Origin of the sequence: Pseudomonas sp. HOU2 (assembly GCF_040729435.1) — a bacterium.
Lineage (GTDB): Bacteria > Pseudomonadota > Gammaproteobacteria > Pseudomonadales > Pseudomonadaceae > Aquipseudomonas.
The window spans coordinates 5,201,779-5,218,400 of record NZ_CP160398.1 but is presented as its reverse complement, the minus strand read 5'-3'; the positions used below and the strand labels follow the sequence as shown (position 1 = coordinate 5,218,400).

At 59.9% G+C, this 16,622-nt stretch carries 14 protein-coding genes; 6 read left to right on the top strand and 8 right to left on the bottom strand.

The window, feature by feature from the left end:
- The first annotated feature begins 4 nt into the window (after positions 1 to 4).
- The 4 genes from ABV589_RS23675 to ABV589_RS23660 are packed head-to-tail and all read left to right on the top strand — an operon-like array spanning position 5 to position 3,302.
- Positions 5 to 841: an ABC transporter permease subunit gene (locus ABV589_RS23675; protein ID WP_163005303.1), complete on the top strand. Its 837-nt coding sequence runs from the start codon at positions 5 to 7 to the stop codon at positions 839 to 841.
- Positions 828 to 1,628: an ABC transporter permease gene (locus ABV589_RS23670; RefSeq protein ID WP_007965346.1), complete on the top strand. Its 801-nt coding sequence runs from the start codon at positions 828 to 830 to the stop codon at positions 1,626 to 1,628. The genes ABV589_RS23675 and ABV589_RS23670 overlap by 14 nt, the downstream gene beginning before the upstream one ends.
- Positions 1,625 to 2,614 (top strand): ABC transporter ATP-binding protein, encoded by a 990-nt coding sequence (locus tag ABV589_RS23665; RefSeq protein ID WP_252144357.1) that lies wholly within the window; start codon positions 1,625 to 1,627, stop codon positions 2,612 to 2,614. Before ABV589_RS23670 ends, ABV589_RS23665 begins: the two co-directional genes overlap by 4 nt.
- A gap of 34 nt (positions 2,615 to 2,648) precedes the next feature.
- A complete protein-coding gene (locus tag ABV589_RS23660) occupies positions 2,649 to 3,302 on the top strand; it encodes an HAD family hydrolase (RefSeq protein WP_367083920.1) in 654 nt (217 codons plus the stop codon).
- Positions 3,303 to 3,399: 97 nt separating this feature from the next.
- Here the strand turns inward: ABV589_RS23660 and ABV589_RS23655 are convergent, their stop codons facing one another.
- A complete protein-coding gene (locus ABV589_RS23655; RefSeq protein WP_367083919.1) occupies positions 3,400 to 4,362 on the bottom strand; it encodes a zinc-binding dehydrogenase in 963 nt (320 codons plus the stop codon).
- Positions 4,363 to 4,500: 138 nt separating this feature from the next.
- Between ABV589_RS23655 and ABV589_RS23650 the strand changes: the two genes are divergently transcribed.
- Complete coding sequence (locus tag ABV589_RS23650) at positions 4,501 to 6,585, top strand: carboxy terminal-processing peptidase (RefSeq protein WP_367083918.1); 2,085 nt, start codon at positions 4,501 to 4,503, stop codon at positions 6,583 to 6,585.
- 134 nt (positions 6,586 to 6,719) lie between these two features.
- Complete coding sequence (locus tag ABV589_RS23645) at positions 6,720 to 8,510, top strand: bifunctional diguanylate cyclase/phosphodiesterase (protein ID WP_367083917.1); 1,791 nt, start codon at positions 6,720 to 6,722, stop codon at positions 8,508 to 8,510.
- A gap of 174 nt (positions 8,511 to 8,684) precedes the next feature.
- Here ABV589_RS23645 and ABV589_RS23640 read toward each other — a convergent pair whose 3' ends face one another.
- From ABV589_RS23640 to ABV589_RS23610, 7 genes are all read right to left on the bottom strand, one after another.
- Positions 8,685 to 8,993 carry a contact-dependent growth inhibition system immunity protein gene (locus ABV589_RS23640; RefSeq protein ID WP_367083916.1) on the bottom strand — a complete coding sequence of 103 codons (309 nt, stop codon included), beginning with the start codon at positions 8,991 to 8,993 and terminating at the stop codon, positions 8,685 to 8,687.
- Entirely contained in the window at positions 8,990 to 13,633 is a 4,644-nt protein-coding gene (locus tag ABV589_RS23635; RefSeq protein WP_367083915.1) for an RHS repeat protein, read from the bottom strand. The genes ABV589_RS23640 and ABV589_RS23635 overlap by 4 nt, the downstream gene beginning before the upstream one ends.
- Before the next feature lie 245 nt (positions 13,634 to 13,878).
- The gene (locus ABV589_RS23630; protein ID WP_027613365.1) at positions 13,879 to 14,277 is read right to left on the bottom strand and encodes an SEL1-like repeat protein; all 399 of its coding nucleotides are present in this window, start codon (positions 14,275 to 14,277) and stop codon (positions 13,879 to 13,881) included.
- Positions 14,278 to 14,649 carry a hypothetical protein gene (locus ABV589_RS23625; protein ID WP_003223109.1) on the bottom strand — a complete coding sequence of 124 codons (372 nt, stop codon included), beginning with the start codon at positions 14,647 to 14,649 and terminating at the stop codon, positions 14,278 to 14,280.
- Complete coding sequence (locus ABV589_RS23620) at positions 14,646 to 14,987, bottom strand: helix-turn-helix transcriptional regulator (protein ID WP_007966727.1); 342 nt, start codon at positions 14,985 to 14,987, stop codon at positions 14,646 to 14,648. The genes ABV589_RS23625 and ABV589_RS23620 overlap by 4 nt, the downstream gene beginning before the upstream one ends.
- 113 nt (positions 14,988 to 15,100) lie before the next feature.
- Entirely contained in the window at positions 15,101 to 15,556 is a 456-nt protein-coding gene (locus ABV589_RS23615; RefSeq protein ID WP_007966726.1) for a YkvA family protein, read from the bottom strand.
- A gap of 294 nt (positions 15,557 to 15,850) precedes the next feature.
- Complete coding sequence (locus tag ABV589_RS23610; RefSeq protein ID WP_007966725.1) at positions 15,851 to 16,567, bottom strand: FKBP-type peptidyl-prolyl cis-trans isomerase; 717 nt, start codon at positions 16,565 to 16,567, stop codon at positions 15,851 to 15,853.
- Positions 16,568 to 16,622 lie beyond the last annotated feature (55 nt).

The window sequence follows — 16,622 nt, the reverse complement described above, 5'->3', positions numbered from 1 at the left end:
TGCCATGACTCGCGGCAAATGGCTGGCGGCCCTGTGTCTGGTGCCGTTTGCGCTGTTCTTTATCGTGTTCGAAATCGCCCCGCTGGTCTGGGTGATGATCAACAGCCTGCAGTCGGAAGAGTTCGGCTGGGGCTTTGCCAACTTCAGCAAGATCTTCAGTTCGAAGTTCTATCTGCAGGCGATCCAGTACAGCCTGGAGATCAGTTTCTGGTCCAGTGTGTTCGGCATCATCATCGCCGTGCTCGGGGCGTATTCATTGCGCCGGGTCGACTCGAAACTGCGCAACTTCGTGAATGCCTTCGCCAACATGACCAGCAACTTCGCCGGTGTGCCGCTGGCCTTCGCATTCATCATCCTGCTCGGGTTCAACGGCAGCATCACCATCATGCTCAAGCAGGCGGGGATCATTCAGGACTTCAACCTGTATTCGAAAACCGGTCTGATCATCCTCTACACCTATTTCCAGATTCCCCTCGGCGTGCTGCTGCTCTACCCGGCCTTCGACGCCTTGCGTGAAGACTGGCGCGAATCCGCCGCGCTGCTCGGCGCCAACGGCTGGCAATTCTGGCGCCACATTGGCCTGCCGGTACTGACCCCGGCGCTGCTCGGCACCTTCGTGATCCTGCTGGCCAACGCCCTCGGTGCCTACGCGACGGTGTACGCCTTGACCACCGGTAACTTCAACGTGCTGCCGATCCGCATCGCGGCGATGGTTTCCGGGGATATTTCGCTGGATCCGAATCTGGCCAGCGCCCTGGCTGTGGTGCTGGTGGCGTTGATGACCATTGTCACCGTCGTGCATCAACTGCTGTTGAAGAGGAGCTACCATGTCTCGCGCTGAATCCGGCCCGGCCGGTGTCTATCACCGCGTCGTGGTTTATCTGTTGTTCGCGATCCTGCTGCTGCCGCTGGTGGGCACGCTGATCTACTCGATCGCCAGCAGCTGGTCGGCGACCATCCTGCCCAGCGGTTTCACCTTCAAGTGGTACCTCCAGCTGTGGAGCGACCCGCGCTTTCTGCATGCCTTCGGCCAGTCGCTGCTGGTGTGCGTCGGCGCGCTGGTGCTGTCGGTGGTGCTGATCCTGCCGCTGCTGTTCGTGGTGCATTACCACTTCCCGAAACTCGATGCGCTGATGAACATCCTGATCCTGCTGCCCTTCGCGGTGCCGCCAGTGGTGTCGTCGGTCGGGCTGTTGCAACTCTATGGTTCCGGGCCGCTGGCGATGGTCGGCACGCCGTGGATTCTGATCGGTTGCTACTTCACCGTGGCGCTGCCGTTCATGTACCGGGCGATCACCAACAACCTGCAGGCGATCAACCTGCGCGACCTGATGGACGCCGCGCAACTGCTCGGCGCCAGCACCTTTCAGGCGGCGTTTCTGGTGGTGCTGCCAAACCTGCGCAAAGGCCTGATGGTCGCGTTGCTGCTGTCGTTCTCGTTCCTGTTCGGTGAGTTCGTGTTCGCCAACATCCTGGTCGGCACGCGCTACGAAACCCTGCAGGTGTACCTGAACAACATGCGCAACAGCAGCGGCCACTTCACCAGTGCGCTGGTGATCTCGTACTTCTTTTTCGTGCTGGTCCTGACCTGGATCGCCAACATCTTGAACAAGGACAAAAGCGAATGAGCTATGTCAGCGTCCAGAACCTGAAGAAAAACTACGCGGGCACCACGGTGTTCAGCGACATCAACTGCGAGATCAACAAGGGCGAGTTCGTCACCCTGCTCGGCCCGTCCGGTTGCGGCAAGTCCACGCTGCTGCGCTGCATTGCCGGGCTGACGCCGGTGGATGGCGGCAAGATCCTGCTCGATGGCGTCGACATCGTGCCGCTGAGCCCGCAGAAACGCGGGATCGGCATGGTGTTCCAGAGCTACGCGCTGTTCCCCAACATGACCGTCGAACAGAACGTCGCCTTCGGCCTGCGCATGCAAAAGGTCAATGCCGACGACAGCCACAAGCGCGTCGCCGAAGTACTGAAACTGGTCGAGCTCAACGATTTCGCCAGCCGTTATCCGCACCAGCTCTCCGGCGGTCAGTGCCAGCGCGTGGCCCTCGCCCGCTCGCTGGTGACTCGCCCACGCTTACTGCTGCTGGATGAACCGCTGTCGGCGCTGGATGCGCGGATTCGCAAACACCTGCGCGAGCAGATCCGGCAGATCCAGCGCGAACTCGGTCTGACCACGATTTTCGTCACCCACGATCAGGAGGAAGCGCTGACCATGTCCGACCGGATTTTCCTGATGAACCAGGGGAAGATCGTGCAGAGCGGCGATGCCGAAACCCTCTACACCGCGCCGGTGGATCTGTTCGCTGCGGGCTTCATCGGCAACTACAACCTGCTCGACGCCGACAGCGCCTCGAAGCTGCTGCAACGGCCGATCAACCACCGCATCGCGATTCGCCCGGAAGCCATCGAGCTGAGCCTCAATGGCGAACTCGACGCGCAGATCCGCAGTCACAGCCTGCTCGGTAACGTGATCCGCTATCGAGTCGAGGCGCGTGGCGTGGAACTGGTGGTGGACGTGCTCAACCGCTCGGCGGCGGATCTGCATCCCGACGGTCAGCGTCTGGCGCTTTCCATCGATCCGACGGCCCTGTGTGAGGTAGCCTGATGACTTTGCTGACGTTGAAGAGAGAACTGCACTGATGGCCCTGGCAATTTTTGATCTGGACGAAACCCTGATCCACGGCGACTGCGCCACCCTCTGGAGCGAGCAGATGGGGCGCCTGGGCTGGGTCGATCCCGAGTCGTTCATGCGCAAGAACAACGAGCTGATGGACGCCTACAGCCATGGCAAATTGCGCATGGAAGAATTCATGGCGTTCAGCCTGGAGCCGATGATCGGCCGTACCCCGGAAGAGGTGGAGCATCTGGTCGGCCCGTGGGTGGAAGACTTCATCGAACCGATCATCTTCAGCGACGCGACCAAAACCATCGCCGCCCACCGCAAGGCCGGTGACCGGATTCTGGTGATCTCGGCTTCCGGCACGCACCTGGTCAAACCGATTGCCGAGCGCTTGGGCATCGACGAAATTCTCGGCATCGAACTGGAAGTCGCGCACGGCGTTTACACGGGCCAGACCGTCGGCACGCTGACCTACCGCGAAGGCAAGATCACCCGCCTGCTGGAATGGCTGGACGCCGAGGAAGAGAATCTGGAAGGCGCGAGTTTCTACTCCGACTCACGCAATGACTTGCCGTTGCTGCTGAAGGTGGATTTCCCGCATGTAGTAAATCCGGATCCGGCGCTGCTGGAGCATGCCGAAAAATCCGGCTGGCCGATCCATCTCTGGAAGTAAAAACAAAGATCGCAGCCTGCGGCAGCTCCTACAAGGTGTACACCCTCCCACTGTAGGAGCTGCCGCAGGCTGCGATCTTTTGATCTTGCCCTTCCAATCAGCTCAGGCTGTCGTCAATCACCAGCACCACCTTCCCCGAAACCGTATTGCTCGCCAATTCGGCAAACGCCGCTTCGGCGTCTTTCACCGCGAAGGTTTTTGCCAGTTGCGGGCTCAACCGTCCTTCGGCAAACAGCGGCCACACATGCTGTCCCAGGTCACTGAGCAGGTCGGCCTTGAACTGATCGTCGCGACTGCGCAACGTCGAACCGAGCAACTGCACGCGCTTGCCCAGCACCTGCGCCAGGTCCAGTTTCGCCTCACGCCCGCCCATCAAACCGATCAGCACCCAGCGTCCGTCCAGTGCCGTCAGTTTGAGGTTCAGCGCGGCGTAGTTGCCGCCCACCGGATCAAGAATCACGTCAAACGGCCCGAAGTCGCGCAGGCTCTCCAGATCATCGCTGCGTATCACGCCGCCCTGGGCGCCCAGTGCCTCACAGTAGGCCAAGCGCTCGGCAGACCCGACGCTGACCCAAGAGGGATTGCCGAACGCCTTGCACAGCTGAATGGCGGCTGAACCAATTCCACTGGCACCGGCGTGCAGGAGAACCTTTTCGCCGGGTTTCAGCGCCGCCAGTTGAAACACGTTCAGCCAGACCGTTGCATAAACCTCGGGTAATGCAGCGGCCTCGATCAACGAAACGCCCTCGGGCACCGGCAGCACGTGCCGTCCGTCGACGACCACTTCTTCAGCCATCCCGCCCCCGGCCAACAAGGCGCAGACGCGGTCGCCGACCTGCCAGGACGAACCGGCGCCGACCTCGCTGATCACCCCGGAGCACTCAAGACCGAGCACCTGACTGGCACCGGGCGGTGGTGGATAAAGCCCGGCTTTCTGTAATAAATCGGCGCGATTAAGGCCCGCCGCCGCCACGCGAATGCGCACTTGCCCTGCATCACATACCGGACTCGGCTCTTCAAGCCATGCCACTTGACCTTCAACGCCTTGCAATGCCTTCACAGTGCCTCCATAGTGAGTCTGGACTGAGCCCGAAGCTGTAGCGCCGGGCTTTTTGCATTATGCGACCGGCTCTCGTAGAACCGGCGACTTCAAAGACGGCCTAATATGCGTTATCAATTGTCCCCGCGTCGAATCAGCATGAAGCATTTGCTCCCCAGCACCGCCCTCGCTCTTTTCATCGGTATCGGCCTGTTGCCGATGTCGGGCAAAACATTCGCAGCCAACAGCTGGGACAACTTGCAGCCTGACCGCGACGAAGTGATCGCCAGTCTCAACGTCGTCGAGTTGCTCAAGCGTCACCACTACAGCAAGCCGCCGCTCGATGATGCGCGCTCGGTGATCATCTACGACAGCTACATCAAGCTGCTGGACCCGTCGCGCAGCTACTTCATGGCCAGCGACATCGCCGAATTCGACAAGTGGAAGACCCAGTTCGACGACTTCCTCAAGAGCGGCGACCTCAACGCCGGGTTCACCATCTACAAGCGCTATCTGGACCGCGTCAAGGCGCGTCTGGACTTCGCCATTGCGGAGCTGAACAAGGGCGTCGACAAGATGGACTTCACCACCAAGGAGACCTTGCTGATCGATCGCAAGGACGCCCCTTGGCTCAAATCCACCGCTGAACTCGACGACCTGTGGCGCAAACGCGTCAAGGACGAAGTGCTGCGGCAGAAGATTGCCGGCAAGGATTCCAAGCAGATCCAGGAAACCCTGACCAAGCGCTACAAGAACCAACTGGCGCGTCTGGACCAGACCCGCGCGGAAGACATCTTCCAGGCGTACATCAACACCTTCGCCATGTCCTACGACCCGCACACCAACTATCTGTCGCCGGATAACGCGGAGAACTTCGACATCAACATGAGCCTGTCCCTCGAGGGCATCGGCGCTGTGTTGCAGAGCGACAATGATCAAGTGAAAGTCGTGCGTCTGGTGCCGGCAGGTCCGGCCGACAAGACCAAGCAGGTCGCACCGGCCGACAAGATCATCGGCGTTGCCCAAGGCAACAAAGAGATGGTCGATGTGGTGGGCTGGCGCCTCGACGAAGTGGTCAAGCTGATCCGCGGCCCGAAAGGCACCGTGGTGCGCCTGGAAGTGATTCCGGCCAGCAATGCGCCGAACGACCAGACCAGCAAGATCGTGCCGATCACCCGTGAAGCGGTGAAGCTTGAAGACCAGGCGGTGAAAAAATCCGTGCTGAACCTGAAACAGGACGGCAAGGACTACAAGCTCGGCATCATCGAGATTCCGGCCTTCTACCTCGACTTCAAGGCGTTCCGTGCCGGTGATCCGGACTACAAGAGCACCACCCGTGACGTCAAGAAACTGCTGACCGAACTGCAGAAAGAGAAAGTCGACGGCGTGGTCATCGACCTGCGCAACAACGGCGGCGGGTCCCTGCAGGAAGCCACCGAGCTGACCAGCCTGTTCATCGACAAAGGCCCGACCGTCCTCGTGCGTAACGCCGATGGCCGCGTCGATGTGCTGGAAGATGAAAACCCGGGTGCGTTCTACAAAGGCCCGATGGCACTGCTGGTCAACCGCCTGTCCGCCTCGGCTTCGGAGATTTTCGCCGGCGCCATGCAGGACTACCATCGCGCATTGATCATCGGTGGCCAGACCTTTGGCAAAGGCACCGTGCAGACCATTCAGCCGCTGAACCATGGCGAGCTGAAACTGACCCTGGCCAAGTTCTACCGGGTTTCCGGGCAGAGCACCCAGCATCAGGGCGTACTGCCGGACATCGACTACCCGTCGATCATCGACACCAAGGAAATCGGCGAGAGCGCCCTGCCGGAAGCCATGCCGTGGGACACCATCAAGGCGGCGATCAAACCTGCGGTCGATCCGTTCAAGCCGTACCTGGCGCAGCTCAAATCCGAGCATGACGCACGCAGCTCCAAGGATGCCGAGTTCGTGTTCATCCGTGACAAGCTGGCCTTGGCGCAGAAGCTGATGGAAGAAAAAACCGTCAGCCTCAACGAAGCCGACCGTCGTGCCCAGCATGCGGACATCGATGCCAAGCAACTGGCGATGGAGAACATCCGTCGCAAGGCAAAAGGCGAAGAGCCGCTCAAAGAGCTGAAGAAAGAAGACGACGACGCACTTGCGGCGGCCGAGCCGGACAAGGTCAAACCCGAGGACGACGCCTACCTGAGCGAGACCGGGCGCGTTCTGCTGGATTACCTGAAGCTGAGCAATCAGGTGGCCAAGAAGTAAGATGATGGCAATTTAGTGCTGACGCTCCCTGGATCGTCATCAAACAGTCATCATTCTGTCGTGCAATAAAGGACTGGGAGCGGCTCTCTTCATCGAGAACGCTCCCAGTCCTTTTTTTATCGCCAGAGATTGCCATGACCACGACCGAACAGCTGAGTGCCTTGAGCTCGATCCTGACTCAAAGCGGTTTGCACAGTCTGTTCCAGCCGATCATCTGTCTCTCCGAGCGCCGCATCCTCGGCTACGAAGCCCTCACCCGCGGCCCGTCCAACAGTCCCCTGCACTCGCCTATCGCCCTGTTCGCGGTGGCCCGCCAGGCCGGTCGCCTGAGCGAACTGGAGATTGCCTGCCGCCAGTCTGCCTGCCGTCGTTTCAACGAGCAGCAACTGCCGGGCAAGCTGTTCCTCAACGTATCCCCGGAGTCCCTGCTCGAAGCCGCGCACCAACCGGGACGGACTCTGCAACTGCTGCAGGATTTCGGCATTCCACCCAGCCAAGTAGTGATCGAACTTACCGAACAGACGCCGATCGACGATTTCCAGTTGCTGCAAACCGCCCTGCATCACTATCGGGCGATGGGCTTTTCGATTGCATTGGATGACTTGGGTGCCGGCTATTCGAGCTTGCGTCTATGGTCGGAGCTGCGTCCGGACTATGTGAAAATCGACCGCCACTTCATCGACGGCATTCATCAGGATGCGCTGAAGCGCGAGTTCGTCGGCTCGATCCTGCAAATCGCCAAGGCTTCGCGGGCGCAGGTGATTGCCGAGGGCATAGAGTTGCCGGAAGAACTGGCGGTGCTGACCGAGATGGGCGTCGATCTGGTGCAGGGTTACCTGCTCGGCCGCCCTCAGGAACATCCACCCCGCGATGCGCGGGCCCTGATGCCGAAACACGACAGCAGCACCGTGGCGTTGAACGACGAAGGCAGCGACCTCAGCGCCCTGCTCAACGAGCAACCCGCGGTGCATCGCGACACACCGACCGCCACGGTGCTGGAGGCCTTCCGCCGCCAGGCCAATCTGAACTCACTGGCGGTGCTCGACGAACAGGGTCAGCCGTGCGGCATCGTCCACCGGCATTCGTTGTCCGACGCACTGCTCAAACCGTTCGCCACCGACCTGTTCGCGCGCAAACCGATCAGCCGCCTGATGAACGACGACTTCCTCGCCGTGGAGATGAGCCAGTCGCTGCAACAGGTCAGCCGCCTGATCACCAGCCGCGCCCGGCAACGCATCGAAGAAGATTTCATCATCACCCTCAACGGCGGTTATCTCGGCCTCGGTCGGGTGATCGACGTGCTCAAACTGATCACCGAACTGAAAATCCAGCAGGCGCGCTACGCCAACCCGTTGACCCTGCTGCCCGGCAACGTGCCGATCCAGCAATGCCTGACCCGCCTGCTGCAACAGGGCCGCGAATCGATCATCTGCTACGTCGACATCGACAGCTTCAAACCCTTCAACGACATCTACGGCTACGGCCGTGGCGACGAAGTCCTGCTGTGCCTGGCGCAATGCCTGAACGAACGCGTCGACCCGTCCCGCGACTTCGTCGGCCACATCGGCGGCGACGACTTCCTGCTGGTGCTCGGCCCGGAAGACTGGCGCAAACGCCTCAACCAACTGCTCGACGACTTCCAAAGCCAATGCCGGCGCTTCTATCGCCCGGAACACCTGGAGGCCGGCTGCTTCATCGCGCCGAATCGTCAGGGTGTGCGGCAGGAATTCCCGTTGCTGTCACTGTCCATCGGCGTCGTCCACCTGCACCCCGCAGCCTGCGCCGAACTGGATGCGAGTCAGCTGGCGGAGATGGCTTCGCAGGCGAAGCACCATGCGAAGAATGTTCCGGGGTATAGCGTGCATGTGATTGATAGTCTCAGTGCTGCCGATCTTCAACTGCCGCAACTGATTGGCCAGCGTTGACTTTCCACACAAAACAACCTTTGGATTGATATTCAGCTAGAGCTAGCTCATACAGATTTTTTTGACATTTCTCTAATTCTTAAGCCCTTAACTTTCTTGAAAAGACAACACAACCATTTTCCAAACCTGCAAAAATTGTCTAGATACAACTTCAGAAATTATTACAAGAGCACTTCACTCTAATTTTTTTCCATTTTGCAGCACAGCTAGCACGTAATTTAACCATTCTTGGCCGGAAGCCCACTCATTCCAATAGCAGTAGTAGCAACTGAGTTTTCTTAACAAGTAGTCCCTTAACGCCAACTCATCTTTATTTTGACTCAGCAAGAATTGCAGCTCTTTACAGACAGAAAGTATTATTTCCGGATCGGAAGTTTGTAAGAAGTCAGCAATAATTTCATCGGGGGTGTCGTACTCTATTAGCCAGTCTTGATGAAAGTAGGCCCCAAAAAAGTCGTGAAGCTCTGGGAGTTCGTGATTCATAGCTCTGGAAATCCGGTCAGCAAAAAATATCCCAAAGGAAGTGTAGGGGCTTTTTTCAGAACTAGCAGGAGCTTTAGTGCCGACTGAGGATGTGTGGCACCATTGAGTAAACTCACTCCTACTGGCTGGTTGAGATGATGGGTGATAGTAGTCTTTCCTTTTTTGCTATTTAAAAAATCCTGCACCTTTTGCGTATTCACCCTCAAAGCCTCTGAAACAGCGGCCTCTGCTCCGGCGCGATCGGAAAATGTAGAAGCTGCTGGAATATGTGGCTCCGCCATTAATCTTTGGGCTAACTGCGCATCCGTTCTACCAATATGTTTGATTATTAGGTGTCCGCCCTGAGCCTCATGCGTAGCCAAGCCGCCACCTGGCACAATCTCGCTGTAAGGCCCATCAGCTTGTATTGCCCCCGGACACGGATTGCAAGCCAACCCCAACGGATCCACCCACCCCGTCGGATTCGGCGTGTACTGGTACTGGTTGAGTCCACCCGCCAACTTGATCGGATCCGGCGTCAGATACCGCCCCAATCGCGGGTCGTAATACCGATGCCGGTTGTAATGCAGCCCACTTTCCGCATCGAAATACTGCCCCTGAAAGCGCAGCGGCTGGTCCAGGTAGTCCTCGCCGGCGAGGGTGATGGCGGCGACTTTTCCGTAGGCGTCGTATTGCGCCGACCAGACGATTTCGCCGCTGTAGTCGGTCAGTTCCTGCGGGGTGCCGAGGTGGTCGAGTTGGTAGTAGAACGGGCAGGCCTTTTTCGGGCCTTTGCCGTCGAGCAGCGCCAGGGGGCGGAAGGTGCCGGGTTCGTAGACGTAGCTGCGGTGGTGCGTCGGGCTGCTTTCGGCGACGAGGTGGTCGCCTTGCCAGAAGAACTCGGTGCTGATGCCGTCGACGGTTTTGCGGATGCGGCGGCCGAAGGCGTCGTATTGGTAGGTCGCGGTCTGGCCGTCGGCGCGGGTCAGGCCGATCAGGCGGTGCTGGCAGTCGTAGCGGTATTCGGTGACGAGTTGCTGATCGCGGCCACGACGTTCGCGGATCAGGTTGCCGAAGGCGTCGTAGTCGTAGTGCCGATCGCCTTGCATCAGCAGGCGGTTGCCCTTGATCCGCGTGGGGCCGGGGCGGTCCTGCATCAGCAGGTTGCCGGCCGGATCGTGGGCGAAGGATTCCGGCAGTTCGTCGCGCGAGTGACGCACGCGGATCAAGCGGTCGAGGGCGTCATAGCCATAGGTGCGCTGGCCGTGGCGGCTGTCGGCAATATGCTCGAGGTTGCCGTTGGCGCTGTAGGCATAATCGCGGCGATACAGCGAGTCGTGCTGATGGCCTACAGCGTGGGCCAGCAAACGGCCCTGCTCGTCGTAGGCATAGTCGCTGCGCAGCAGGCCTTGTTGCCGTTGTTGTTCGCGACCGGATTGGTAGACGTGGCTGCTCAGCCGCGCGCCATTGAGGTCGATCGCGGTCAGCGCGCCGCCCTTGGCGTAGTGGTAATCGAGCTTGCTGTTGTCCGGCAGACGCTGGCGTTTGAGCTGGCCGCAGGCGTCATAGGCATAACGCAAGGTGCCCCAGCCCTGATGCTCGGTGATCAGCCGGTCTTGTCGGTCGTATTCAAAGGCCAGCGGATGCTTTTGACCGTCATCGACCCCGGTCAAACGGCCCAGTCGGTCGTAGGTGTAAGCCACCTCCACCCCGTCCGGCAGGGTCTTGAGCAGCAGACGCCCGGCCGCATCACGCGCGTAGGCCGTGACCAGCGTCGAGCCGTCATCGCCGAACTCGGTCTTCTCCAGCAGGTGCCCGTTGCGGTCGTAGGCGTACGCGGTGCGCCGGCCGTCGAAGCCGGTTTCCTGTCGGATCAATCCGGTGGGCGTGTAGTCCAGGCAGTACTTTTCCCCGGACTCGTTCTCGATTTCCGTGAGCAACAACTGCGCATGGTCGTAGCGGTACTGCACCCGGGTGCCGTCGGGATTGATCTTGCGCGAGACGAGGTGCAGGTCGTCGTCATACTCGTAGCGGGTGATGTGCCCGAGCTCGTCGCGCTCGGCAGTGACCTGGCCGTAGGCGCCGTAGCTGTAGGCGCGAGTGGCGCCTGTAGGCAAAGTCGTTTGGACCAGTCGGCCAACAGCGTCCCACTGCTGGTGGGTGATCGCGCCGTGTTCGTCGCAAGTGGTGGTCCGTCGCCCCAGCGCGTCGTAGGAAAAGCGCCGCACACCACCGTCGGGCAGGGTCTCTTCAGTCAGTTGGCCGAGGTCGTTCCACGACAACTTGTGCCGGCTGCTGTCCGGATAGCGGATCGACAGCAACTGCCCACGCGTGTCGTAGTAGTAATGAGTGACCTGACCGTCAGGATCGACCGCCTCGGTGACATCGCCCTCGGCGTTGCGCCGAAATGTCCACACTGCCTCGCCGCGAGACCGGCTGTGCAGGAAACCGTTGCGGTACTCGTAGGACGTTGGCTCGTCGTCCGGCGGAATCAGCGCCACCAAACGTCCGACGTCGTCGTAGCGGTATTCGGTGACCGCGCCCAGCGGATCCTGCTCGGCGATCAGCCGCCCCGCGTCGTCATAAGCCTTGAGGTGCTCACCACCATCGGCCTCGACCTTGCGCACCAGCCGTGCGCTGTCATCGTGGACGTAGGTTTCTTCGGTGCCATCGACGTAATGCACCGTGACACGACCGTCGTCGTCCCAGACATACCGCGTGTTCATCTGCGCGAACGAGGCCCAATGGCGCACGCAACGCGCCGCCTTGCCCGAGCGCTGCCACTCCCAGAAAAAGCTCGCGCCGCCGGTCAGTTGCCGCTGCAGGATGACGTGCTGGTCGTCGTAGTCGTAACGTTCGCTGTCACCGACGGCGTTGGTCGCGGCCAACAACCGCTGACGGGCGTCGTAGCAATAACTGACCAGCGTTTGCTCGGTGCGCCAGCCATCAGCCTCGAACACCTGGTAATCAACCGCCACCAGATGCGCCCGGTCGTAGCGCAACAGCAGCGACCGGCCTGCGCCGTTATCCAGACGCTGCACACGCTCGGAAAAATCGCGATGCACCGTCAGACGATTGCCATACGCATCACTGACCGCCACCAACCGCCCGGCGCGAAAGTGATAAAACCGCGCCGCATCCCCCGCCAACGCGAGGATCAGTTCCTCCGGCTCATCGCCGAGAAAAATCGCCGCCCGCGACAGGCTGTTGTGAATCGCCGGCCGTTCAACGCTGGGCAACGGAAACCGCGTGCGGCGGTTTTCGTGATCGACCCAGATCACCACCTCGCCATCGAACTCCAGCCGATGCGCCAGCGAATGACTCCAGCCAAACCCCAGCCCGACATCGATCTCCACCGCGCTGGTGCGGTACAGCCGGGTGAATTCGAACGGCAACACCCCATCGAGCGTGCCGTCGGTCAGGGTCAGCAATTCTTCACCGGTGACCATCGACACCGGACAGCCGTTGGTGCAGGTCAGCGGTGCGCAATCGGCGCTGTCGCCGTTGGGGTTTTTCGCTTGATCGGGAGCGTTATCGTGAGGCTCGTTTTTCTTCAGGGCGGCATTGCGTTTCGCATCCCAGCGCAGTTGCATGCGGCCCTTTTTCACCCCGGCGGCAATGCCCCGCGCGGCGACAGTTTTGTACTGGTCGACGTAATGGATGAACGTGTTGACGATGCCGAACATCGCCCTGACCAGGCGTTTCACAACCGCGAGCAACTGGGCGGCGCGATCCGCCAGACGCAGGGTGAGATAAGCGATCCCGGCGCCGGCCCCGACGAATGTCAACACAACGCCAATCAGCACATCGATCAGCACCTGCACGATCATCATCGACGCCGTTTCAGCGGTTTTGCCGGCGATCTGGCTGGGTGGCAGCATCTCCAGCCAGAGACTCGCACTGCGCAGCAGCAAACACAGCGCCGCCTCATCGCTGACCAGCAACTGCAGCTTCTGCATGACATCCGGAGCGGTTTTCGCCAGCTCGATCAGATCCTCCGCACCACGCCCCAATCGCTCAGCAAACTTGCCGGGGTCCCGCAGAATCTCCGACAGCATGCCGATGCTGTCCCACACCCCCTCGATCGCCGCCCAACTCCCGGCGAGCATGCCGTTACCCGCCGCCGTCGCCACCGACTGCGACCACTGCGGCTTGAACTCCTGCCACTCGCTGCGCAGCCAGCCATCCAGCTCGCCAGTCAAGCCGTCGTAGGACTGGAACAGCGCCTCGATCTGCTCCGGGGTAACGTCGCTGTGCACCTGCACGCGATAGAACTTGCCTGGCGTACCGGTGAATGTTCCCCGGCCTTGCGCATCAAGTGCGACGGGGGAGGTTTGGCCATCATCCACCGCCACCACATCCACCACGATGTCGCCCAGTGGAATGTCGTACACCGACTCGAATTTGCTCTCGATCGCCAGTACCCCGCTTTTCGGGCACTGCACGACGCTGGAGGAAAACTCACTGTCGCCCGTGCTGACCGCGGTGAGGCGATCGCCGAAGCGGATGACCCGCTCCATGCCCATCAGCGACGGCAGATCCGCCGCGTGGCTGACTTGGTCGGCCGCCTTGCTGAACCAATGTTCAAGCTGCTGGCGATAGAGGTTGAGGGTGTCAGGGAAGCTGTCGAGTTCCTGCTCGATACGGCTGACGGCTTCCATCAGCGCACGCGACGATGCGGGGTGGAATGAAAAACCGGGTCAAACATGAGCGTTCCCTCGCGCAAAAATTAGGCGCGGGGACTTTGCGGGGGATCAATCAGGAAAGAAGTCAGGCGAGTAGGCGTTTACTGTAGGACTAATCTGCAAAAGACCAATTACTACAAAACGTATGGCGATAAACGCAAACGTGGCGTGAGGTTTCCCTCACGCCACGTTTATCGAGCGATACAAAATGATTACCGGGTTTAATCCCGAGCGCTCAACTCTTTGAGTTTGAGCTCGGCCAACGGGTGACCGGCCTTGGCGGCCAGCGTCCACCAGCGCGCCGCTTCGGTCGGATCCGGCGCCTTGCTCGGAGTACCGGCCAAGCTGATCACGCCGACCTGATAAGCCGCTTTGCCATCACCGGCGAGCGCCGCCAGACGCAACAGCCGCACACCCTCTTCGCGGGCACCCAGGCCAACCCCGCGAAACGTCAGAATGTGCCCATAAAAGCTTTGCGCGCCGACATCGCCGAGATTGGCCATGCGCGCAAACTGCCCTTCGAGCCAGCGCCAGCCTCTGGGCTGGCGGACAAACCACGACCAGTGAAACAGCCTACGGGCCAACCAGTAACTGGCCGACGCCTTGAGTCGCAAGAACACTCAGGCCTCCGCCGATTCCGGGTACTCGTATTCGAACACCCTGACCACTTCCGACGCATGCCAGGAGGCAGCCGCGACACCATCGGATGGCCCGGAAAAGCGCCCCAGACGTTCGACACACTCAAAAAAACCGGTACGTGGCAAACGGCTGGCACCCTGGCTGATCACCAGCGAACTGCGCAATGGCTGCTCGGCCTTGGCATCCAGTGCGGCCAGATGCTCAAGTGCCGCGGTCAGCGTCTGCATCGCCGGCGTCGGCAGTTGCAAACGTTCGAGCAAGGCTCGATAGGTCAACAGATGGCGCTGCCTGCGCGCCTGATCCAGCTCCCCCAGCAATCCGTCCCAATGTTGACGACTGATGCGTACGCTCACGATTCATCCCTCCAACCGGGCACCGTCAGTTCCCAGGCCAGGCTGCGGCGAATCGCGGCGTCAGGCTGACGCTCGCCACTTTCAATCATGGCCAGATAAGACGGGCTGATGCCTACCGTGCGGGCCAGCGCCTCAATGGCGATGCCCTTCCCTTCGCGCAAACTGCGTAGTTGATCCAGACCTGGAAGAATCGGGTCCGGCGTTGCGACAGCGGGCGTTGGCGCCTGCTGTTGCGGTGTTTCGTTGATGCCTGCTGCTTTCAGTAGAGCCTGATACTGGACCCATGGCAGAACCGCATACTCGGGTTCGCCATCGCGTGCAATTATCTGAATATCCATGACTACCCCGTAGGACAACAACACTTAGCGAGTCGGCACTTTTCCCTAGAAGTGTAATCCTAACAGCGGCCAAGGTCGCGGGGGGTATCTATCTGTATCCAGGCAGGAATGAATCAAGGCTTTTTCGGGCCCTGAAGCTGAAGTTGCTCGGGGGTGTCGGGCAGGCGCTCGACCACCGCGAGTTTTTCCGGCTGCTGCCGGTTGCGCCAGAGCCGAAAAGCATTGAGCTCATCATCGAGGGTTTTCATCAGCCAGGCCAGAACGGCGATGTCATCGAGCATACCGAACACAGGGATGAAATCCGGAATCGCATCCACCGGGCTGAGGAAGTACATCAGACCCGCCACCACCGAGACGATGGCTTTCGGGCTGATCGTCCGGTATTCGCCACGCCAGTAAGCCAGACACAACGCCTGGAGCAAACGCAGATCATCCTTGAGTTTGCCAAGCCGATTGCCTTGCGCCGCTCCTTTGCTCGCCACGGCGAACAACAGGGTCGGCAGACGCCCACGCGCCAGCAATCGACCGGCGAGGGGCAGAAATCGGGCGAAATTCCACGGCGCTTTCATCTATTTCTCCCGTTGAAATGTTATCCACACAAATTGTGGATAACCTTGTGAACAGAGCTGCATTTCAGCGCTGAAAGCCCCGTTTTATAAGGGCCGCGCTCAGATCGGGCGTTTTTTACTCACATAAAAAACCCCAATATTTCATTGACTTGGCGGCTCAGGACGTCTAGCGCTGGCGGCCTCAATCTCTAGGACTGCTGTAAGCGCCATCCGTTCGCTCTGTTTACCGCCAGCATTGTCCAGATGCAACAACGCCCCGCATAAGCGAGGCGTCGTCTTCGAAGCTACAGCCGATTACTTGGCGGCAGCGTCTTCTTTGGCTGGATCCTTGATGGCCAGCAGTTCCAGGTCGAAAACCAGAACCGAGTTGGCCGGGATTGCCGGGCTTGGCGATTGCGCGCCGTAAGCCAGATCGCTAGGGATGTACAGTTTGTACTTCTCGCCAACGTGCATCAGTTGCAGACCTTCAACCCAACCCGGGATCACGCCGCTGACCGGCAGATCGATCGGGCTGCCACGTTCAACCGAACTGTCGAACACGGTGCCGTTGGTCAGCTTGCCAGTGTAGTGAACAGTCACTACGTCGGTAGGCTTGGGCTGTGGGCCGTCGGCTTTCTTGACCACTTCGTACTGCAGACCGGAAGCAGTGGTGGTGACACCAGGCTTCTTGCCGTTTTCTTCGAGGAATTTCTTGCCAGCGGCTGCCGACTCTTCGCTCATCTTGGCCATACGCTCTTCAGCACGCTTTTGCAGTGCGGCGAAGGCTTCAACCAGTTCTTCATCTTTCAGCTTCTGTTCTTTCTTGCCGACGGCATCTTCGATGCCCTGGGCTACCGCTTTGGAGTCCAGATCATCCATGCCTTCCTGAGCAAGGCTCTTGCCCATATTCAGGCCGATACCGTAGGAAGCTTTTTGCGCCGGGGTTTTCAGCTCTACGCTGGTCTGCGAATCACAACCCGCGAGGACCAGGCTAACCAGGGCTACCGCCGCCGCCAACCGATGCTGTTTCATGCTATTTCCTTGTTCATGCGCCGAAAGGGCAATCGAGTAAAGCCGCGAGCTTATC